Here is a 20850-nt window from a genome sequence, read left to right on the forward strand (position 1 = left end):
GCCATGCGGCGGATCACGGCGCTTTTCCTGCTTCTCGTCCTGGCGCTCACGCCCGCGCTTGCGGTGCAGCCGGACGAGATGCTGAAGGATCCCGTGCTCGAAAGCCGCGCCCGCGCGCTGTCGGAAGAACTGCGCTGCCTGATCTGCCAGAGCCAGTCGATCGACGAATCGGACGCGACCATTGCGCGTGACCTGCGCATCCTGATCCGCGAGCGGCTGACGAAGGGCGACAGCGACGCCGCCGTGAAGGCGTTCCTGGTCGACCGCTACGGCGAATATGTGCTGCTGAAGCCCGCCTTCGCCTGGCACACGGCGCTGCTCTGGGCGACGCCGGTGGTCGTGCTCCTGATCGGTGGCATCCTGGCCTTCGGTGTCATGCGCCGGCGGCGTTCGACGGACCCGACAGCGCTCTCGGCGGACGAGGAAGCGCGCATCGAGGCGCTGCTGGCGCGCGACCGCTAATCTTCGGAAACATTTCGCAACATTACCAACAATTCATGCGGGTGACAGGGCGCAGTAAGGTGCGCGGCCCCATCTTCATCGTCATGAGGTGCCCCACACCGGCGTGGCCCCCTCAATGAAATTCCTGGTGGAGATAGCGATGACCGAACAGAATTCCGCTCCGAAGAAGACCTCCCTGCTGACCCGCTTCCGCAATCACGCCCTGCTCGGCACTGCCGCCGTGGCCGTGGTCGTTGGCGGTCTCGCCGGACAGGCGGTCGTCGGAAGCCGCAGCCCGGCCTATGCCGATGCCGTGCGCATCCAGCCGACCACGCAGATGCCGAGCTTTGCCGACCTCGTCGACAAGGTGAAGCCCGCGGTCGTGAGCGTCCGCGTCAAGGCCGACGTCGCCGACGACGTTTCCGATGAAGGCGACGGCAACGGCTTCTCGTTCCCCAACCCCGGCCAGTTCCCGCCCGGCTCGCCGATGGAGCGCTTCTTCAAGCAGTTCCAGGATCAGCAGCGCAATGGCCAGAACGGCCCGAACGGTCAGCGCAAGCCGCAGATGCACAAGTCGGTTGCGCTCGGCTCGGGCTTCTTCATCTCCGAGGACGGCTATGTCGTGACGAACAATCACGTCGTCGACGGCGCCAGCGACTTCACGATCACCGATTCGGCCGGCAAGGAATATACGGCGCGCCTGATCGGCACCGATCCGAAGACCGACCTCGCTTTGCTGAAGGTCGACGCCAAGGAGAAGTTCACCTATGTCGAGTTCGCCCCGGGCGAGACGCGCGTCGGTGAATGGGTCGTGGCGGTCGGCAATCCGTTCGGCCTCGGCGGCACGGTGACGGCGGGTATCGTCTCGGCGCTCGGCCGCGAGATCGGCGCTGGTCCCTATGACGACTTCATCCAGATCGACGCTTCGGTGAACAAGGGCAATTCCGGCGGCCCGACCTTCAACCTGAACGGCCAGGTGATCGGCATCAACACGGCCATCTACTCGCCGTCGGGCGGCAGCGTCGGCATCGCCTTCGATATTCCGGCCGCGACGGCGCAGCGCGTCATCGCCGACCTGAAGGATCATGGCGAGGTCGTCCGTGGCTGGCTCGGCGTCCAGATCCAGCCGATCACCCCGGAACTGGCCGACAGCCTCAACCTGAAGGAAGCCAAGGGCGCGCTCGTCGCCGAGCCGCAGGATGGCAGCCCGGCACTCAGCGCCGGCATCAAGTCGGGTGACGCGATCCTGACGGTCGATGGCAAGACGGTCGATGATGCCCGCAACCTCGCCCAGATCATCGCCGGCTATTCGCCGAACTCCACGGTGAAGCTGGGTATCTGGCGGAACGGCAAGCCGGAGACCGTCGATGTCAAGCTCGGCAAGCTGCCCGGCGAGCAGAAGCAGGCTGCGGCCCAGGAAGACGTGAAGCCGGCCTCGGTTGCCGATCTCGGCCTCTCGCTCTCCCGCTCGCCTGACGACAAGGGCGTCGTGGTTTCCGATGTCGACCCGAACGGGACGGCCGCGGAGCAGGGCATCCAGGCAGGCGACGTGATCCTCGCGGTCGGCGGCAGTGAAGTTTCGCGTCCCGGCGATGTCGAGCGTGAAGTCGTCGATGCGAAGAAGGCTGGCATGAAGGCCGTGCTGGTGCGTGTGAAGTCGGGCGACCAGACCCGCTTCGTCGCACTGCCCTTCGGCAAGGCCTGATCAAAGCGCCGGTCGGGGTCGTTCTCCGATCGGCGCCCCCTTTCGTCGGAAGCCGCCGCGTGCAATTTTCCGCGCCGCTTCCCTCGACACCGGCAGGCGGGTTCGGCCCGCCTGCCGTTTTGCTGTCGGAAGACCGCGCAAGGCTGCTTCCCGCCCCCAAAAATCGGCTATCGTTCGATCATGCGAATCCTGCTTGTCGAAGACGATCGTGAAACCGCCGCCTATCTGCTGAAGGCGCTGAAGGAGGCCGGCCATGTGCCCGACCACGCCGCCGATGGCGACGAGGGCGCGTTCCTGGCCGATGCCAATGGCTATGACGTGATGATCGTCGACCGCATGCTGCCCAAGAAGGACGGGCTGACGCTGGTCGCCGAGGCGCGCGCCAAGGGCGACGATACGCCCGTTCTGATCCTCTCGGCGCTCGGCCAGGTCGATGACCGCGTCACGGGGCTGCGCGCCGGCGGCGACGATTACCTCGCCAAGCCCTATGCCTTCGCCGAGCTTCTCGCCCGCATCGAGGTGCTGGCCCGTCGGCGCAAGCCGGGTGAGGCGGAAACCGTGCTGCGCGTGGGCGATCTGGAGCTCGACAGGCTGAGCCATACGGTGCGCCGCGCCGCGACCAATATCCCGCTGCAGCCGCGCGAATTCCGCCTGCTCGAATATCTGATGAAGCATGCGGGCCAGGTCGTGACCCGCACCATGCTGCTCGAGAATGTCTGGGACTATCACTTCGATCCGCAGACCAATGTGATCGACGTCCATATCTCGCGGCTGCGCTCCAAGGTCGACAAGGGCTTCGCCGAGCCGCTGGTCCATACCGTGCGAGGCGCCGGCTACATGGTCCGGGCGTCGCAGTAATACCGGTCGAACAGAAGCAGCCGAGTAACGAACAAAGGCCGCCAATCGGGCGGCCTTTTCTTTTTGGCTTTTGCTGCTGGTGGCAGACCATCGCCCGGGTTCGAGCCCCGCTCACCCGCAAGCCCGCGAGACTATCTAGATCGGGTGGCTCTCGGTAATGCGCCAGCCGCCGGCCGCCTTTTCAAGCAGCAACGACCTGATCACCAATTCGCCATAGCGATGGCTGTCCCAGATCACCTCGCAGCGCACGCCATCCGCATCGCCGACGGTCTCGCAGCGCGAGACCTCGATGTCGGACGCGCTTTGATCGAGCGTGCTCTGGACAAGTTGCTCGACCATGTCGGCTGACGGTGTTGTGCTGTTCGCCGGCAGAAGGAGCGACAGCCCGAGGGCCGCCGCGGCTCCGAAGAGGGCCGAATAGACCACCAGTTCACGCCACACCCGCCCATCCCTCAGCCTGTTTGCCGCTCTCTGGAAAGAGACGGATGCTCCCGGGGGAACCCACCCGGGAGCATCCGTCCGAGCCACGCGCGTGGGGCGACCGGTGGCTCGTTTCCAACTCGCGGGCGGACTGAGATAATCGTGTCTGCAGGTCATGTGGGATTATTTCCCACACAATCTCCCGGCTGTCAAACGCGGAAATTGCCTCGGGGACAGCGCCTGCCGCGCGGCATGCGAGACCTTTCCTGGCCGTAATGATCCGGCAATGGTCGCGTATGTCACGGCGGTGCTAGATGGGGGACAGGGAGGTGGTGCGGCTCGCAATCAAGAGCATGGTTGCGGCGTGTGGAGGGGGACGCGAAACTGGAGCCGCGCGTCTGTCGCATCAGGAAGAGCCCAAGCCCCGCCTCATCTCCATAGAGCCGAATCGACCGAGAACCGACGATCATGTGTGAAGAGACAAGCCCGACAGCAGGATGCAGGCTCCGTGACGGCACTCGGTAAGGTCGTCCGCACGACCGCGTTCAAGCTGTCGGCGATGTATTTCGTCGTCTTCTCGGTATTCGCCGTCGTCTTCGTCGGCTGGATCTCGCGCGAGACCGACGCGATCCTCACCCAGCAGGTGAAGGATTCGATCGAGGCCGAGATCGGCATTCTCGCCGATGAGGGCCTGCGCAACGGGCTGACCGGCATCGTCGCCGCGATCGAGCAGCGAAGCCGGGCGCCGGGCGCGAGCCTCTATGTGATCACGGATTCCGACGGTCATGTCGTGGCCGGCAACGTGACCGAGGTTCCGCCTTCGCTGCTGAAGCTTTCGGGCCTCGACCCCGTGACCGTGCCCTATAAGCGGCTGGAGGCCGATACGGGCCGCCATGTCGCCATGGTGCAGGTGCTGCCGCTGCCCAATGGGCTGCGCATGCTGGTCGGCCGCGACATCAGCGAGATCGAGCGCATCCGCTCCGTCGTCGGGCGCGCCATGGTGCTCGGGCTCGGGCTGCTGATCTGCCTTGCGCTCCTGTCCTGGTTCTTCGTCAGTCGCCGCGTCCTGAAGCGGATCGACAGCGTCTCGGCGACGAGCCGTCAGATCATGGCGGGCGATCTCTCCGGCCGGCTCGAAGTGACGGGCACGGGCGATGAATTCGACCGTCTGGCGCAGAGCCTGAACGCCATGCTCGACCGGATCGAGCATCTGCTCTACGGTCTCAAGGATGTCTCCGACAATATCGCCCATGATCTGAAGACGCCGCTGACGCGCCTGCGCACCCGCGTCGAGGCGACGCTGGCAGGCCCCGAGCGGACCGAACCCTACAAGGCGGCGCTCGAAGCGACGATCGAGGAATCCGACCAGCTCATCCGCACCTTCAACGCGCTGCTGATGATCGCGCGGATCGAGGCCGGGTCGCCGGACGGCGCCATGGGGCCGATCGACATGGCGACGATCGCCGCCGAGGTCGCCGAACTCTACGAGCCGGTCGCCGAGGAGGCCGAGGTCTTCCTTGCGCTCTCGCTCGAGGAGCCCTTGCCTATGACGGGCAGCCGCGAATTGATCAGCCAGGCGCTCGCCAACCTGCTCGACAATGCGATCAAATATGTGAAGAGCGGCGATGAGCGCGAAGGCCACGGCACGGTCGGCGTCACGGCGCGGCGCGAGGGCGACGAAATCGTCGTCTCTGTCCGCGACAATGGCCCGGGCATTCCCGCCGAAGACCGCGAACGCGTGCTGCAGCGCTTCGTCCGGCTTGAAAAGAGCCGCTCGCAGCCGGGCAGCGGCCTCGGCCTCAGCCTGGTCGACGCCGTGACAAAGCTGCACCATGGTGCCATATCGCTCAGTGATGCCGGACCCGGATTGATTGTGACGCTGCGGTTCCCGGCCTCCGACTGAGGGAGGAAGCCATGGCGGCAGGAAAAACGGAACGGAAGGCGGCAGAGGCCGGCGCGGCGCTGTCGCTCGCCATACGCCCGCTGGTCCGCCTGCCGCGCGCGCCTTTGCTGCGCGCGTCGCTGCAGCATATCGCCGAAGCCGCCGATCTGGCCGGCTTCGGGGCCGAATGGGCCGATTTGCGCAGCCGTGACGCCGTCCTCGCCGATTTCCTCGGCGCCGTCTTCGAAGCCTCGCCCTTCCTGCGCGATACGGCCTTCATGGATTTTGGCCGCCTGCTCGCGATCCTCGCTGCCGATCCCGATCTCCGCTTTCGTGAAATCTGCGAGACGGTCGGCGCCTCCTGGCGGACGGGCGATCTCGACCATCTGATGTCGGGCCTGAGGCGGGCGCGGCGCGAGGTGGCGCTTCTGGTCGCGCTTGCTGATCTCGGCGGCGTCTGGTCGGTGGAACAGGTGACGGCGGCGCTGACCGGCTTCGCCGATGTCGCGGTCTCGGCCGCGGTCGCTTTCCTGCTCGCCGAGGCGCATGCGGCCGGCACGATCCGCCTGCCGCATCCCGATGAGCCGGCCCGTGATTGCGGCTGGATCCTGCTCGGCATGGGCAAGTTCGGCGCCGCCGAGCTCAATTATTCGAGCGACATCGATCTGATTGTCCTGTTCGATCCCGACAAGGCCGATGTCGCCGATCGCGACGAGATCGGCACGTTCTTCGTCAAGCTGACGCGGCGGCTGGTCAGGATCCTGCAGGAATATACCAGCGACGGCTATGTGTTCCGCACCGATCTGCGCCTGCGCCCCGATCCGGGCTCGACGCCCGTCGCGATCTCCACCGTCGCCGCCTTCCAATATTATGAAGGACGCGGGCAGAACTGGGAGCGCGCGGCGCTGATCAAGGCCTGGCCCGTCGCCGGTGATCTCGCAGCCGGCCAGTCTTTCCTCGCCGAGCTCGCGCCCTTCATCTGGCGCAAATATCTCGACTACGCGGCGATTGCGGATATTCACTCGATCAAGCGCCAGATCAACGAACATCGCGGCCATGACCAGATCGCGGTCGCCGGCCATAATGTGAAGCTCGGGCGTGGCGGCATCCGCGAGATCGAGTTTTTCGTCCAGACCCAGCAATTGATCGCCGGCGGCCGTGATCCCGAGCTTCGCGGCCGGCGCACGCTGGAGATGTTGACGGTGCTGGCGCGCAAGGGCTGGATCGCCCCGGAGGCCGAGCGCGATCTCGCCAATGGCTATCGCTTCCTGCGGCAGGTCGAGCATCGCCTGCAGATGATCGCCGACGAGCAGACGCATACGCTGCCCGATAGCGATGAGGGCCTCGACGTCATCGCCCGGCTGATGGGCGAGAAGACGGTAAAGTCCTTCTCGAAGGTGCTCGTCGCGACGCTCGAAATGGTGCGCGAGCACTATACCCACCTCTTCGAGGCGGCGCCTTCGCTCTCATCGACGCTCGGCAGTCTCGTCTTCACCGGCGACGACGAAGACCCCGAGACGGTCGCGACGCTCGCCGGCCTCGGCTATGCCAATCCGCGCGAGGTCAGCCGCACCATCCGCGGCTGGCATTTCGGCCGCTATCCCGCGATGCGCTCGGCGGCCGCGCGCGAACGGCTGACGGAGATCACGCCGGCGCTTCTCGAGGCGCTGGCGACGACCGACAATGCCGATGCCGCCTTCAACGCGTTCGACCGCTTTCTCGCGCGGCTCCCGGCCGGCGTGCAGCTCTTCGCGCTGCTCGGCTCCAATCCGGGGCTGCTGAACCTCCTCGCCACCATCATGGGCACGGCGCCGCGGCTGGCCGAAATCGTCACCGCCCGGCCCCATGTGCTCGACGCCGTGCTGGATCCGGCCTTCTTTGGCCGCCTGCCGGATCGCAAGATACTCGCCGCGCGGCTCGATGCATCGCTCGGCGAGGCGAGGGCGCTGGAGGAAGTGCTCGATCGTGCCCGTATCTTCGGCAAGGAACAGGCCTTCCTGATCGGCGTGCGCGTGATCACGGGAACGGTTGGCGCGCGGGCGGCGGGCTTTGCCTATGCCGACCTGGCCGATCTGCTCCTTTCCGTGCTGCTGGATCATGTGCGCAAGGAATTCGAGACCGTTCACGGCCGGATGAAGAAGGGGCGCGTTGCGCTCGTCGCGCTCGGCAAGCTCGGCGGCCGCGAGATGACGGCGGCCTCCGATCTCGATCTGATCCTGCTCTATGATTTCGCCGAGAGCGCGGTCTCGTCCGATGGCGAGCGGCCGCTGTCCGGCAGCCAGTATTACGCCCGGCTGACGCAGCGCCTGATCACCGCGATTTCGGCGCGCACGGCGGAGGGATCACTCTACGAGGTCGATTTCCGCCTGCGTCCCTCCGGCAATGCCGGCCCGCTCGCGACCCATATCCGCGCCTTCGCCGAATATCAGGCCAAGGCCGCATGGACGTGGGAGCACATGGCACTCACCCGCGCGCGGCCGATCGCGGGCGACAGGACGCTGATCGCCGAGATGACGGCCCAGGCGCGCGCCGTGCTGACGGCGCCGCATGACCGCAAGAAGGTGACGCGCGACGTGCTCGACATGCGCGCGCTGCTGCAGGCGGAGAAGACGGCCGAGGGTCCTTGGGACCTCAAGCAGGTGCCCGGCGGCCAGGTCGATATCGAGTTCATCGCCCAATATCTCCAGCTCGTGCATGGCGCGACCCATCCCGACTTGCTGAGCTTCGAGACGGAGGTCGTGCTGGCGAGCGCCGCCAAGGCCGGCCTGCTGCCGCCGCCCGAGGCAGAGATCCTGCTGCCCGGCCTCAGGCTCTACCAGCGGCTGGTGCAGATCCTGCGCCTTTGCGTCGTCGGGCCGTTCGAGGCCAAAGAGGCGCCGCGCGGCCTGCTCGACCTGCTCGCGCGCGCCGGCGACCTGCCGGATTTCGCCACTCTCGACGCCCATCTTCGCGCGACGGAGAAGGACGTGCGCGCGTCGTTCGAGCGGATTATCGGGAAGGTTCCGCCGAAGCCCCGAGCCTGAGCGCCGCGCCGGCCGATGCGCCGGTCGGCGGCACGGGCGTATCGGCGCGATCGAGCGGCAGGCGGATCGAGACGATCGTGCCCTTGCCCTCATGGCTGCGGATCCGCATCGCGCCGCCATGCAACTCCGCCAGCGACCGCGTGATCGCCAGCCCGAGGCCCGAGCCCTTGTGGCTCTTGGTGAACTGGTTCTGCACCTGTTCGAACGGCCGGCCGAGCTTGCGCAAAGCATCCTGCGGAATGCCGATGCCGTTATCCTCGATCGAGAGCGTCAGCGCCGATCCGATCCGCCGGGCCCGCACGCTGATATGGCCGTTCTCCGGCGTGAATTTCACCGCATTGGAGAGCAGGTTGATCACCATCTGCTTGACGGCGCGGCGATCGGCATAGAGGCCGATCTCGTCCTCCACATCCGTCTCGATCGTCAGCCTGCGCGCCTCGGCCTCCGGCGTCATCACGCGCTTGGCCTCGTCGATGATCTCGTCGAGGTCCAGCTTTTCCTTGTCGAGCGTCAGCCGGCCGGCCTCGATGCGCGCCATGTCGAGCACGTCATTGATGACGTTCAGCAGGAAATTGCCGCTCTGGTGGATGTCCTGGCAATATTCGACATATTTCGGCGAGCCGAGGGGGCCGAACAGGCTCGTCTGCATGATCTCGGAGAAGCCGATAATGGCGTTGAGCGGCGTGCGCAGCTCATGGCTGATATTGGCCAGGAACTCCGACTTGGCGCGGTTCGCCGCCTCGGCACGATCCTTCTCGCGCGAATAATTGCCGGCGAGGTCTTCCATCTCGCGCGCCTGCTGCTCCAGCTTCTGGCGCGACAGGCGCAGGTCGGCGATCGTCGCCATCAGCCGCCGCTCGCCGTCGATCAGCTTTTCCTCATGGCGCTTGATCGTCGTGATGTCGGTGCCGACCGAGACGAAGCCGCCATCCTTGGTGCGGCGTTCGTTGATCTGCAGCCAGCGTCCGTCGTTCAACTGCGCCTCGAAGGAGCGCGCGCCCGCCTCGGGCCGTTCGTCGGTGGGAACCTGCGAGCGCACGACGGGCTGTCGGCCCGACGCGATGATCTCGGCATAGGGCGTGCCGGCCTGCAGGACGGAATCCGGAATGCCGTGCAATTGCTGGTATTTCGAATTGCACATGACGAGGCGGTTCTCGGTATCCCAGAGCACGAAGGCCTCGGAGATCGTCTCGATCGCATCGCGCAGGCGGATATCCGCCGTCTTGGAGCTTTCCGCGAGGCGCATCTGCTCGGAGACGTCGACGGCGATGCCGATCAGATGAGGCTCCGGCGTGTCGGCATCGACCAGCTCGACGCGGATGCGCAGCCAGACGAAACCGCCATTCGCACGGCGCATGCGGAACATGCGGTCGACCGTGGTCTCGTTCGCCTCATAGAGCGCCTCGACCAGATCCATCAAGTCGCCATCGTCCGGGTGGACCAGCTGGTTGACCTCGCCGAAGCCGAGCAGCGTGTCGCGCGGTGGAAGCTCGACCAGCTCGAACATGGATTTCGACCAGAACAGCCGGCCGCGCGCGACATCCCAGTCCCAAAGGCCGCAGCGGCCGCGGCGGAGCGCGGTATCGAAGCGGTCATAGGTCTCCTGGTAGATCCGGTCCGCCTGCAAGGCACGGGCGGATTGCGCGAAATAGCCATAGAGGATCACGAGCAGGATCGCGCTCGTGCCGACGAAAACCGACACGTTCATCGAGACGTCGGCGCGCCAGTCGCTGTAGACGGCGGGGAAGGGCGTTACGATGGCGACGAAGCCGAGGCGGCCATCGAGATGGCGCAGCGTGGCGAAGGCCGAGGTGCCGTCCTCGAGCGCCACCTGCAGCACGCCGGCGCGATCGCCGAAGATCACCAGCGGCTGCGCATTCGAGACCAGGTCGTTGAAGTCGCGGCCCTCATCGCCGCTGGCGCGGGGCGCGGTGGCGATGACGCGCCCGGTCGTATCGGCGACGTAGATGCGTCGTCCGTCTGCCGCGCCGCCCTCGGGCAGGGTGTTGTCGAGCGCGCTCTGCGCGGCCAGCGCGAAATTATCGGTCGGCAGGCCGGGTTCCGCTTGCGTCAGCGCATAGCCGAGCAGCGACGCGACCATGCTCATCATGTCGCGCGCCTGGTTCTCGCGTTCGACGCGCACGTCGTAAAGATGAATGGCGCGCGAGAAGGCGACGATGACGAGGAAGATTACGATCAGGACGGGTATGCATCTGCGAAGAATAGGCTCTGATGCGACAAGCTTTTCGTAAGCCGGTTGAGCGATCAGCCTCGCATGTCCCTTGATCGTCTGCTTGCGTCGAAACAACTGCTTGGCGATCGACAAATGCTCACTCGCAGACGCACTGGCCAATTCTGCCCGCGCCATATAGGCCCCCTGATGTCCGCTGTCATCGGGATACGCCAACACCCCGAATCACCCTCATTTGAATCGAGGCGAATCGTGATGTCCAGAACGAATTAGGGTTTCGTTAATCATATCCGTTAACCATGTGGAAAGGTCATCTTCCACCATGGCCGGGCGCTTCGTAAAGCGCCCGGAAACCGCCATTTCGCGTCAGGCGAGCGTGCGGGTCACGATGTCGAGCGTATCGGGCGAAAGCCCGTCGCGGGCCGCGATCCGCTTCAGCGCATTCTCCGCGCGGGCGCGCCGTCCGGCTTCCAGCGCGCGCCAGGAGCGGAAGCTCACCAGCAGCCGCGCGGCGGTCTGCGGATTGCGGCGGTCGAGGTCCAGCACGAAATCGGCGAGGAAGTCGTATCCGGCGCCGTCGGGGCGGTTGAACTGCGTCTGGTTGGCGCCGGCGAAGCTGCCGACGAGCGCGCGGACGCGGTTCGGATTGCCGATGGCGAACGAGGGATGGTGCAGGAGCAGCTTGATGCGGTCGAGCGTCTCGTCGGCAGGCACGCTCGCTTCCAGCGTCAGCCACTTGTCGAGCACGAGCGGGTCGTCGCGGTAGCGATCGTGGAACGCGTCGAGCGCGCGCTGGCGCTCGGGCAGGGCGGCATGGGCGAGCGTCGACAATGCGCCGAGCCGGTCCGTCATGTTGTCGGCCGTCTCGAAATGGTCGAGCGCCGCCGTGATCGCGGCACGGCTGCCGCCGGCCACCATCAGGTCGAGCAGCGTGTTGCGGAGCGCCCGGCGCCCGGCGCTGCGGGCGTCCGGCGTGAACTGGCCACCGCCGGACAGCAGGCCGTAGCGGACGAAGAGCGTGTTGCCGAGACCTTCGCAGACCGCCAGGCGCAAGCGCTTCCGCGCGGCCGCGATGGCGTCCGGGTCGACATCATGGCCGATCTCGCGGGCGACGTCGGCTTCGCTCGGCATCTGCAGCGTCTGGGCGCGGAAGGCCGGCTCGAGTGTCTCGTCCGACAATATGCCTTCAAGCGCCGCGACCAGCGCCGGCTCGACGGTCGGGCTGCGCCCCGCCGCCACATCGCCGGAACCGGTCACCAGATTGCGCATGGCGAGCGTCTGCACCGCCTGCCAGCGGTTGAACGGGTCGCTGTCGGTGCGCGCCTGGAACAGCAGGTCTTCCGCCGAAATGTCGATCGCGAGCCGCACCGGCGCGGAGAAACCGCGCAGCAGCGAGGGCACGGGGCGCGCGCCGACACCACCGAACACCACCGTCTGGCTCGCCTCGGTCAGATGCAGCACATCGCCCTCGACGCGCGCGCCCGAAACCTCGTCGAAGGCGATATCGGCGCCGTTCGGGCCGATCAGGCCGAAGCGGATCGGCGTGTGCATCGGCTTCTTCACGAGTTGGCCCGGCGTCGACGGCACGCTCTGCGCGAGCGTCAGCTTGTAGACCCGCGCATTGGCATCATACTGGCCCTTGGCCACGATCTGCGGCGTGCCCGCCTGCGCATACCAGAGCGCGAACTGCTCGAGATCGGCGCCGGTCGCATCCGCAAAGGCGGCGAGGAAATCCTCGATCGTCGCCGCGTCGCCGTCATGGCGGTCGAAATAGAGATCCATGCCGGCCCTGAAGCCGTCCGGCCCCAGGATCGTCTTCAGCATGCGGACGACTTCCGCGCCCTTCTCATACACGGTCGGCGTGTAGAAATTGCTGATTTCGTGATAGATTTCGGGACGGACGGGATGGGCGAGCGGGCCGCCGTCCTCGGGAAACTGCCGCGCCTGCAGCGTGCGCACATCGGCGATGCGCTTCACAGGACGCGAGCGCATGTCGGAGGAGAATTCCTGGTCGCGGAAGACGGTCAGGCCTTCCTTCAGGCAGAGCTGGAACCAGTCGCGGCAGGTGATGCGGTTGCCGGTCCAGTTGTGGAAATATTCATGCGCGATGACGCCCTCGACATTGGCATAATCCGCATCGGTCGCGGTGTCGGGATCGGCCAGCACATATTTGTCGTTGAAGACGTTGAGGCCCTTGTTCTCCATCGCGCCCATGTTGAAATCCGACACGGCGACGATGATGAAGATGTCGAGATCGTATTCGCGGCCGAAGGCGGTCTCGTCCCAGCGCATGGAGCGCTTGAGCGCGTCCATCGCATAGGTGCAGCGTCCTTCCTTGCCGTGCTCGCAATAGATGCGCAGCTCGACCTCGCGGCCCGACATCGTCGTGAAGCTGTCGGTGATCACGCCGAGATCGCCGGCCACCATCGCGAACAGATAGGACGGCTTGGGGAAGGGGTCGTGCCAGACCGCGAAGTGGCGGTCGGTGCCGGGAATATCGCCGCTCTCGCCCGGATTGCCATTGGCGAGCAGGATCGGCGCTTCGCTCTTCCGCGCCTCGATGCGCGTCGTGTAGACGGCGAGGACGTCGGGACGATCGAGGAAATAGGTGATGCGGCGGAAGCCCTCCGCCTCGCACTGCGTGCAATAATTGCCGCTCGTGCGATAGAGTCCCATCAGCTTGGTGTTGGCCGAAGGGTCGATGATCGTCTCGATCGTCAGCGTGAAGACCGTATCGGGCACGTCCTCGATGACGAGCAGCGACGGCGTGGCGTGATAGCGGCCGGGCGCGAGCAGGGCGCCGTCGAGGCTCACCGACTTCAGCACGGTCTCGTCGCCGACCAGTTCCAGCCGGCCGAGCACCGCCTCGGCGCTGTTCGGGCGGATCGAAAGCGTGGCGGTCAGATGGGTCGCGACCGGGTCGAGCTTAAAGTCGAGCAGCACCGTATCGATCGTGAAAGCCGGAGCGCGATAGTCCCTAAGCCGGATCGGTGCCGTGGCGGTCTTCATGGGCGTTCTCCCTGAGACACTGGGCTTCTTCTTCGCCCTTCATTGTAATTTATCTAATTGTTTTGGCCCGTCGCTGCCACGTTAAACAATCGTCATGTTGCGCCGAAGCGACCCTTTCCCCCAAGGAATGGGCGCGGCCGTCCGCACCGGCCGCAGCGGCACGTGGATTGAGTTGCCCACCTCAGTTTCTGATGATAATGCATCATCAGGGAGGAATTCTCGTGGCCAAGACGACGCTTCAAGACGTCGCCCGCGAGGCTGGCGTCAGTCTAGCGACAGTCGATCGCGTGCTGAACGGGCGTGCCGGCGTGCATGCGCGCACGGTCGAGCGCGTGCAGGCGGCCATCGACCGGATGAATTACCAGCCCGATCGCCTTGCTTCGCGCCTGGCGCGCGGCCGCGACTATTGCTTCGAGATCGTGCTGCCGACCGGCGCCAACGAATTCATGCGCATGCTGGAAGCCGAGTTCCGCGCCACGGCCGATCGCTATGCCCATGAGCATGTGCGGCTGAGCTTCAGCCATGTCGACGTGTTCGATGGCGAGGTGCTGGCGGCTGCGCTGGAGAAGCTCCCCCATGATCTCGACGGCGTCGCCGTCGTGGCGCTCGATCATCCGGCCGTCGCGGAAGCGATCAACGTGCTCGCCGATCGCGGCATGACCGTGGTCACGCTCGTCTCCGACCTGCCGGGGACACGGCGGGCGCATTTCGTCGGTATCGACAATTATGCCGCCGGCCGCACCGCCGCGAGCCTGCTCGGCCGCTTCCTCGGCCATCGCAGCGGCAAGGTCGGCCTCATCGCCGGCTCGCTGGCGCTGCGCGACCATATCGAGCGGCAATATGGCTTCGAACAGGTGATCGCGCGGGAATATCCCGATCTCGAACTGCTGCCGGTGCGCGAGGCGCGCGACGAGGACGCGCGCGTCGAAATCGTGACGGAGGCGCTGCTGCGCGAGCACGCCGATCTGGTCGGGATCTACAATGTCGGCGCCGGTACGCCCGGCATCGTCACCGCGCTGGAGGCCTCGGGCCGCTCGCGCGAGATCGTGTTCATCGCGCATGAGCTGACGCCCTTCAATCGCCGCCATCTCATTCGGGGCACCATCGACGCCGTGATCAACCAGGATCCCGGCCACATGGCGCGCAGCGCGGCGCGCATCCTGCTCGCGACGCGCGAGGGCATGCCCATCGTGGCGGGGCAGGAGCGCATCCGCATCGACATCTTCATCAGGGACAATGTTCCCTAGAGCGCCATTCAGCCAACCCGAACCGGGCCATGCCCGAACACCCAAGCTTCTCGAGGAGGACTTCCATGAAGACGATCAAGGGACCGGCCATTTTCCTGGCCCAGTTCGCGGGCGATGCCGCGCCGTTCAATTCGTTCGACGCGATCTGCGGCTGGGCCGCCTCGCTCGGCTACAAGGGTGTGCAGATCCCGACCTGGGACAGCCGCCTGATCGATCTGAACAAGGCCTCGGACTCGAAGGACTATTGCGACGAGCTCGCCGGCACCGCCGACAAATACGGCCTTGAGATCACGGAGCTCTCCTCGCACATCATCGGCCAGCTCGTCGCCGTTCATCCGGTCTATGACGAGCTGATGGACGGCTTTGCCGTTCCGGCCGTGCGCGGCAATCCGAAGGCGCGTCAGGAATGGGCCGTCGACCATCTGAAGCGCTGCGCGCGCGCCTCGAAGAACCTTGGCCTGAAGGCGCATCCGACCTTCTCCGGCGCGCTCGCCTGGCCGTTCCTCTATCCCTTCCCGCAGCGCCCGGCCGGCCTGGTGGAAGAGGCCTTCGCCGAACTCGGCCGCCGCTGGACGCCGATCCTGGACGTGTTCGAGGAGAACGGCGTCGACGTCGCCTATGAGATCCATCCGAGCGAGGATCTGCATGACGGCATCACCTTCGAGATGTTCCTCGAGGAGGTGAAGAACCATCCGCGCGCCAACCTGCTCTACGATCCCTCGCACTTCGTGCTGCAGCAGCTCGACTATCTCGACTACATCGACATCTATCACGAGCGCATCAAGGCGTTCCATGTGAAGGACGCCGAGTTCAACCCGACCGGCCGCCAGGGCGTCTATGGCGGCTATCAGAGCTGGGTCAATCGCGCCGGCCGCTTCCGTTCGCTCGGCGACGGCCAGGTCGATTTCGGCGCGATCTTCTCCAAGCTCACCGCGTATGACTATGCGAGCTGGGCGGTGCTGGAATGGGAATGCGCGCTCAAGCATCCCGAAGATGGCGCGCGTGAAGGCGCCGAATTCATCAAGGCCCACATCATTCGCGTCTCCGAATACGCGTTCGACGATTTCGCGGGCTCCGGCACCGACGAAGCCGCCAACCGCCGCATCCTCGGCATCGCGTAGTCGCACTGTTCTGAACCCGCCCCTTGCGGGAGGGTCGAGACCGGCTTGCCGGTTTGGGGGAGGGGCGCTCGGCCCCCGGGCAAGAAGCACCCTTTCCCAAAGCTGCTGCGCGCCTTTGGCCTCCCCCCATTGGGGGAGGTTTGGAAAGGCAGAGATTCCCAATTCAGTCTCCAGAGGGAGAACGCACATGGCCATTGAAGCCAGCAAGGAAGAAGCCGGCGGACATCGCATCCGCCTCGGCATGGTCGGCGGCGGGCAGGGCGCCTTTATCGGCGCGGTCCACCGCATCGCCTCCCGCATTGACGACCAGTACGAGCTGGTCGCCGGCGCGCTGTCCTCCGATGCCGCCCGCGCCAAGGCGTCGGCCAAGGATCTGGGCATCGCCGATGACCGCGCCTACACCTCCTTTGCCGAAATGGCGAAGGCCGAGGCCGCGCGGCCGGACGGCATCGAGGCCGTCTCGATCGTGACGCCGAACAACACCCACTTCCCGGCGGCGAAGGCCTTTCTGGAAGCCGGCATCAACGTGATCTGCGACAAGCCGCTCACCACGACCGTCGCCGAAGCCGAGGAACTGGTGGCGCTGGTGAAGAAGACCGGCAAGGTCTTCGCCGTCACGCACAACTACACCGGCTATCCGATGATCCGGCAGGCCCGCGCCATGGTCGCCGCCGGCGAACTCGGTGAGATCCGTCTGGTCCAGGCGGAATATCCGCAGGACTGGCTGACGGAAAAGGCCGAGGCCGATCCGAACAACAAGCAGGCCGGCTGGCGCACCGATCCGGCCCGTTCCGGCGCCGGCGGCTGCATCGGCGATATCGGCACGCATGCCTATAATCTTGCCTGCTTCGTCTCGGGCCTCGAACTTGACCAGCTCCTCGCGCAGCTCTCGACCTTCGTCGAGGGCCGCCTGCTCGACGACGATGTCCAGATCCTGCTGAAATGGAAGGGCGGCGCCAAGGGCATGCTCTGGGCGAGCCAGGTCGCGGTCGGCAACGAGAACGGCCTCAAGCTCCGCGTCTACGGCACGAAGGGCGGCCTCGAATGGACGCAGGCCGACCCGAACTATCTCTGGTTCACCAAATTCGGCCAGCCCAAGCAGTTGCTGACCCGCGGCGGTGCCGGAGCATGGCCGGAGGCGGCCCGCGTGACGCGCGTCCCCAGCGGTCATCCGGAAGGCTATCTGGAAGGCTTCGCCAATATCTACACCGAGGCCGCCCGTGCCATCCGCGCCGCGCGCGAGGGCAAAGAGGCCGGTGCCGAGGTGATCTTCCCGAGCGTCGAGGACGGCCTGACCGGCATGAAGTTCATCGATGCCGCAGTGAAGTCGTCGCAGGCGGGCAACGTCTGGACCAAGGTCTGACATGGCGACCGCCTTTGCAAACGAGACCGCGACCCCGTCGGATCGGCCTCTGCTGGAGGCGGTCGGCATCTCCAGATCGTTCGGCCCCGTCGAGGTGCTGTCGAACATCAACCTCGCTTTGATGCCGGGCGAGGTTCACGCCATCATCGGCGAGAATGGTGCCGGCAAGTCGACATTGATGAAGATCCTGGCCGGCCATCTGCCGCCGACCAGGGGCACGCTGAAGATCGACGGCGAGCCGGTGGCGTTCACCGGCCCGGTCGATGCCGAACATCGCGGCATCGTGCTGGTGCATCAGGAAATCCTGCTCGCCCCCGATCTCACCGTGGCGCAGAACATCTATCTCGGCCGCGAGATCCGAAAGGGGCTCACGCTCGACGATCGCGCCATGAACAAGGGCGCCGCGCAGGCCGTGCACAGCCTCGGCGCCGATATCGAGCCGACGACGGTGGTGGGCCGCCTCTCGATCGCCAAGCGCCAATTGGTGCAGATCGCCCGCGCCCTGCTGGTGCCGCAGCGCGTCGTCATCTTCGACGAGCCGACGGCCTCGCTCACGCTGACCGAGACCGACGCGCTGCTCAAGGTCATCGGCGAGATCCGGCGCCGTGGGGCGGCCGTGCTCTATATTTCTCATCGCCTGCCCGAGGTGAAGGAGATCGCCGACCGCGTCACCGTGCTGCGCGACGGCAAGCTGATCACGACGCGCGACGCCGAAGGGCTCGAGCCGGTCGACATGGCGCGGCTGATGGTCGGGCGCGATGTCGCCAAGCTCTATCCCGATCGTGTCGCCGCGATCGCGCCGACGCTGGCGCTCGAAGTCGAGGGCATGAACGTCCCCGGCTATGCCGAAAATGCGAGCTTCGTCCTGAAGAAGGGCGAGATCCTCGGCTTTGCCGGCCTTGTCGGCGCCGGCCGCACCGAGCTTCTCGAAGGCGTGGTCGGGCTCCGGCGCGGCAGCGGCAAGGTCAAGCTCAATGGCCATCCCGTGCATTTCGTCACGCCGCGCGACAGCATGCGCGCCGGCATCGTCTATTTGAGCGAGGACCGGAAGGGCAAGGGCCTGCTGCTCGCCCAGGACCTGCGCATCAATGTGACGCTGGCGGCGCTCGGCCAGTTCGTGCGCGGCCTCCTGATCGACCGGAAGAAGGAAGCGGCGGCGCTCGACGGCGCGATCACGGAGTTCGACATCCGGACGCGGCGCAAGGACCTGCTCGCCGGCCAGCTCTCGGGCGGCAACCAGCAGAAGCTGCTGCTCGCCAAGATGATGCTCCTGAACCCCGATATTGTCGTGATCGACGAGCCGACGCGCGGCATCGACATCGGCACGAAGGAGCAGATCTACAAGTTCATCGCCGATCTGGCGGCGGGCGGCAGATCCGTGATCGTCATTTCATCGGAGATGCCTGAACTGATCGGAATCTGCGACAGGATCGTCGTGATGCGGGGCGGGAGGATCGTCGGCGAAGTCACCGGCGACCGCATGACCGAGGACGAGATCGTCGTTTACGCCACGGGTGTGACATCGAGGGAGGCCGCCTCGATGGCGGGACATGCATGAGCGATACGACCACGACTGCAGGCGAGAAGCGATCGCTGCGCGACATTGACCTGAGGGCCGTCGCCCCCTTCGTGGCGCTGGCCGTGCTGCTGGTGCTCGGCGCGCTGGTCAATCCCAATTTCCTCGGCATGGACAATCTGCTGAACGTCCTGACCCGCAGCGCCTTCATCGCGATCATCGCCGTCGGCGCCACCTTCGTGATCTCGGCCGGCGGCCTCGATCTCTCGGTCGGCTCCATGTCGGCCTTCGTCGCCGGCGTGATGATCCTGTTCATGAACTCGGGCGCCGTCGCTGGCATCTTCCCGATGCTGGCGGCCGCCATGCTGCTCGCGGTCGTCGTCGGCGGGCTCTGCGGCCTCGCCAATGGCACGATCACGACGGTCGGGCGCATCGAGCCCTTCATCGTGACGCTCGGCACGATGGGCATCTTCCGCGCGCTGGTGATCTGGCTCGCCGAGGGCGGCTCGATCGCCATGAAGGCGCCGGATCTGCGCGCCGCCTACCGGCCGGTCTATTTCGGCAATGTACTCGGCGTGCCGATCCCGGTTCTCGTCATCATCGCGGTGGGGCTGATCGGCGCCTTCATCCTGTATCGCACCGCCTTTGGCCGCCATGTCATCGCGGTCGGCTCGAACGAGGATGTCGCGCGTTATTCCGGCATCCCGGTCAACCGGGTGCGCACGCTCACCTATGTGATCCAAGGCGTCTGCGTCGCCATCGCCGTGCTGGTCTATGTGCCCCGCCTCGGCGCCGCGACGCCGACCACGGGCCTGCTTTGGGAGTTGCAGGCGATCACCGCGGTGGTCATCGGCGGCACGGCGCTTAGGGGTGGCGTCGGCCGCATCTGGGGCACGATCTGCGGCGCACTGATCCTCGAGGTCGTCGGCAACATCATGGTGCTGTCCGATCTCGTCAGCGAATACCTCATCGGAGCCGTCCAGGGCGCGATCATCATCATAGCGATGCTGGTTCAGCGTTCCCTGATGCGGCGGCGTTGAGGCCAGTGGAGGATTGAACCCACCTCGTTTCGCGGGTTCGCAATAGGGAGAGAACATATGAGGAAGCTTCTACTCGGATCGGTCGCCCTGGGCTTGATGCTCGCGGCCGGTGTCGCACAGGCACAGGAAAAGAAGACCATCGCCGTTTCGATCCCGGCCGCCGATCATGGCTGGACCGGCGGCGTCGTCTATCATGCGGAACAGGAAGCCAAGGCGCTCGAAGCCCGCTATCCCGGCCTCAAGGTGATCGTCAAGACGTCGCCGGATGGCGCGTCGCAGGCCAATGCGCTCGAAGACCTGACCACGCAGGGCATCGATGCGCTGGTGACGCTGCCGCATAATTCGGACGAGCTCACCGACCCGATCCGACAGGTCAAGTCGAAGGGCGTGTTCATCACCGTCGTCGACCGTGCGCTCACCGACAACACCGTCGCCGACCTCTACGTCGCCGGCAACAATCCGGCGCTCGGCCGCGTCGCGGGCGCGTACATCAAGGAAAAGCTGAACGGCAAGGGTAACGTCGTCGTCATCCGCGGCCTGCCAATCGTCATCGACGAGGAGCGCAACAAGGGCTTCGACGAGGGAATCGCCGGCAGCGACATCAAGGTTCTCGATCGCCAGTTCGGCAATTGGAGCCGCGATGACGCCTTCAAGATCATGCAGGACTATCTGTCGAAATATCCGCAGATCGACGCTGTCTGGACGCAGGACGACGACATGGCCGTTGGTGTGCTCGAGGCCATCAACCAGGCCAAGCGCACCGACATCCAGTTCGTCATCGCCGGTGCCGGCATGAAGGACATGATCAAGAAGGTCATGGATGGCGATAAGATGATCCCGGTCGACATCCTCTATCCGCCGGCGATGGTCGCCGTCGCGATGGATCTGACGGCTGCCGGTCTCTACGACAAGCTCCCGGTGCGCGGCAGCTACATCCTCGATGCCACGCTGGTCACCAAGGAAAACGCGTCGCAGTTCTATTACCCGGATTCGCCGTTCTGATCGGATGATCCTGGAAGACGGGGAGGGGCGCC

The 20850-nt window shown here is 65.7% G+C and carries 14 protein-coding genes; 11 read left to right on the top strand and 3 right to left on the bottom strand.

The features are described 5' to 3' along the window. Window positions 1-3: 3 nt before the first annotated feature. From QO014_RS00120 to QO014_RS00130, 3 genes are all read left to right on the top strand, one after another. Entirely contained in the window at window positions 4-462 is a 459-nt protein-coding gene (locus tag QO014_RS00120) for a cytochrome c-type biogenesis protein (RefSeq protein ID WP_266346629.1), read from the top strand. A gap of 139 nt (window positions 463-601) precedes the next feature. Further along, the gene (locus QO014_RS00125) at window positions 602-2146 is read left to right on the top strand and encodes a Do family serine endopeptidase (RefSeq protein ID WP_266346630.1); all 1545 of its coding nucleotides are present in this window, start codon (window positions 602-604) and stop codon (window positions 2144-2146) included. A 180-nt stretch (window positions 2147-2326) separates the two neighbouring features. Next, complete coding sequence (locus tag QO014_RS00130) at window positions 2327-3004, top strand: response regulator transcription factor (protein WP_266346631.1); 678 nt, start codon at window positions 2327-2329, stop codon at window positions 3002-3004. Between the two features lie 135 nt (window positions 3005-3139). On the opposite strand, the gene QO014_RS00135 is transcribed toward QO014_RS00130, so the two are convergent. After that, complete coding sequence (locus QO014_RS00135; protein ID WP_266346632.1) at window positions 3140-3445, bottom strand: hypothetical protein; 306 nt, start codon at window positions 3443-3445, stop codon at window positions 3140-3142. A 487-nt stretch (window positions 3446-3932) separates the two neighbouring features. Here QO014_RS00135 and QO014_RS00140 point away from each other — a divergent pair, with 487 nt between their 5' ends. Further along, the gene (locus tag QO014_RS00140; protein ID WP_266346633.1) at window positions 3933-5327 is read left to right on the top strand and encodes a sensor histidine kinase; all 1395 of its coding nucleotides are present in this window, start codon (window positions 3933-3935) and stop codon (window positions 5325-5327) included. 11 nt (window positions 5328-5338) lie between these two features. Continuing rightward, window positions 5339-8329 carry a bifunctional [glutamine synthetase] adenylyltransferase/[glutamine synthetase]-adenylyl-L-tyrosine phosphorylase gene (locus QO014_RS00145; protein WP_266346634.1) on the top strand — a complete coding sequence of 997 codons (2991 nt, stop codon included), beginning with the start codon at window positions 5339-5341 and terminating at the stop codon, window positions 8327-8329. On the opposite strand, the gene QO014_RS00150 is transcribed toward QO014_RS00145, so the two are convergent. Then, window positions 8295-10697 carry a sensor histidine kinase gene (locus QO014_RS00150; protein ID WP_266346635.1) on the bottom strand — a complete coding sequence of 801 codons (2403 nt, stop codon included), beginning with the start codon at window positions 10695-10697 and terminating at the stop codon, window positions 8295-8297. The genes QO014_RS00145 and QO014_RS00150 overlap by 35 nt on opposite strands. 189 nt (window positions 10698-10886) lie before the next feature. Then, a complete protein-coding gene (gene pepN, locus QO014_RS00155) occupies window positions 10887-13529 on the bottom strand; it encodes an aminopeptidase N (protein WP_266346636.1) in 2643 nt (880 codons plus the stop codon). A gap of 197 nt (window positions 13530-13726) precedes the next feature. On the opposite strand from pepN, the gene QO014_RS00160 reads away from it, so the two are divergent. From QO014_RS00160 to QO014_RS00185, 6 genes are all read left to right on the top strand, one after another. Then, entirely contained in the window at window positions 13727-14776 is a 1050-nt protein-coding gene (locus QO014_RS00160; protein ID WP_266347741.1) for a LacI family DNA-binding transcriptional regulator, read from the top strand. Window positions 14777-14841: 65 nt separating this feature from the next. Further along, on the top strand, window positions 14842-15897 hold the full coding sequence (locus QO014_RS00165) for a sugar phosphate isomerase/epimerase family protein (protein WP_266346637.1): 1056 nt from the start codon (window positions 14842-14844) through the stop codon (window positions 15895-15897). 187 nt (window positions 15898-16084) lie between these two features. Next, entirely contained in the window at window positions 16085-17260 is a 1176-nt protein-coding gene (locus tag QO014_RS00170) for a Gfo/Idh/MocA family protein (protein WP_266346638.1), read from the top strand. Window position 17261: 1 nt separating this feature from the next. Beyond that, on the top strand, window positions 17262-18818 hold the full coding sequence (locus tag QO014_RS00175; protein WP_266346639.1) for a sugar ABC transporter ATP-binding protein: 1557 nt from the start codon (window positions 17262-17264) through the stop codon (window positions 18816-18818). Continuing rightward, window positions 18815-19816, top strand: a complete 1002-nt coding sequence (locus QO014_RS00180) for an ABC transporter permease (protein WP_266346640.1) — start codon at window positions 18815-18817, stop codon at window positions 19814-19816. The genes QO014_RS00175 and QO014_RS00180 overlap by 4 nt, the downstream gene beginning before the upstream one ends. A 57-nt stretch (window positions 19817-19873) precedes the next feature. Further along, on the top strand, window positions 19874-20818 hold the full coding sequence (locus QO014_RS00185; RefSeq protein ID WP_266346641.1) for a substrate-binding domain-containing protein: 945 nt from the start codon (window positions 19874-19876) through the stop codon (window positions 20816-20818). Window positions 20819-20850: the final 32 nt, after the last annotated feature.

The sequence above is a fragment of the Kaistia dalseonensis genome (genome assembly GCF_030814715.1).
GTDB classification, from domain to species: Bacteria; Pseudomonadota; Alphaproteobacteria; order Rhizobiales; family Kaistiaceae; genus Kaistia; species Kaistia dalseonensis.

Bases quoted from the DNA above. Each gene is read 5' to 3' on its own strand.
- QO014_RS00165 (WP_266346637.1), top strand. From the start codon at position 14,842: ATGAAGACGATCAAGGGACCGGCCATTTTCCTGGCCCAGTTCGCGGGC.
- QO014_RS00125 (WP_266346630.1), top strand. From the start codon at position 602: ATGACCGAACAGAATTCCGCTCCGAAGAAGACCTCCCTGCTGACCCGC.
- QO014_RS00160 (WP_266347741.1), top strand. From the start codon at position 13,727: ATGCATCATCAGGGAGGAATTCTCGTGGCCAAGACGACGCTTCAAGAC.
- QO014_RS00180 (WP_266346640.1), top strand. From the start codon at position 18,815: ATGAGCGATACGACCACGACTGCAGGCGAGAAGCGATCGCTGCGCGAC.
- QO014_RS00170 (WP_266346638.1), top strand. From the start codon at position 16,085: ATGGCCATTGAAGCCAGCAAGGAAGAAGCCGGCGGACATCGCATCCGC.
- QO014_RS00185 (WP_266346641.1), top strand. From the start codon at position 19,874: ATGAGGAAGCTTCTACTCGGATCGGTCGCCCTGGGCTTGATGCTCGCG.
- QO014_RS00145 (WP_266346634.1), top strand. From the start codon at position 5,339: ATGGCGGCAGGAAAAACGGAACGGAAGGCGGCAGAGGCCGGCGCGGCG.
- pepN (WP_266346636.1), bottom strand. From the start codon at position 13,529: ATGAAGACCGCCACGGCACCGATCCGGCTTAGGGACTATCGCGCTCCG.
- QO014_RS00175 (WP_266346639.1), top strand. From the start codon at position 17,262: ATGGCGACCGCCTTTGCAAACGAGACCGCGACCCCGTCGGATCGGCCT.
- QO014_RS00130 (WP_266346631.1), top strand. From the start codon at position 2,327: ATGCGAATCCTGCTTGTCGAAGACGATCGTGAAACCGCCGCCTATCTG.
- QO014_RS00150 (WP_266346635.1), bottom strand. From the start codon at position 10,697: ATGGCGCGGGCAGAATTGGCCAGTGCGTCTGCGAGTGAGCATTTGTCG.
- QO014_RS00120 (WP_266346629.1), top strand. From the start codon at position 4: ATGCGGCGGATCACGGCGCTTTTCCTGCTTCTCGTCCTGGCGCTCACG.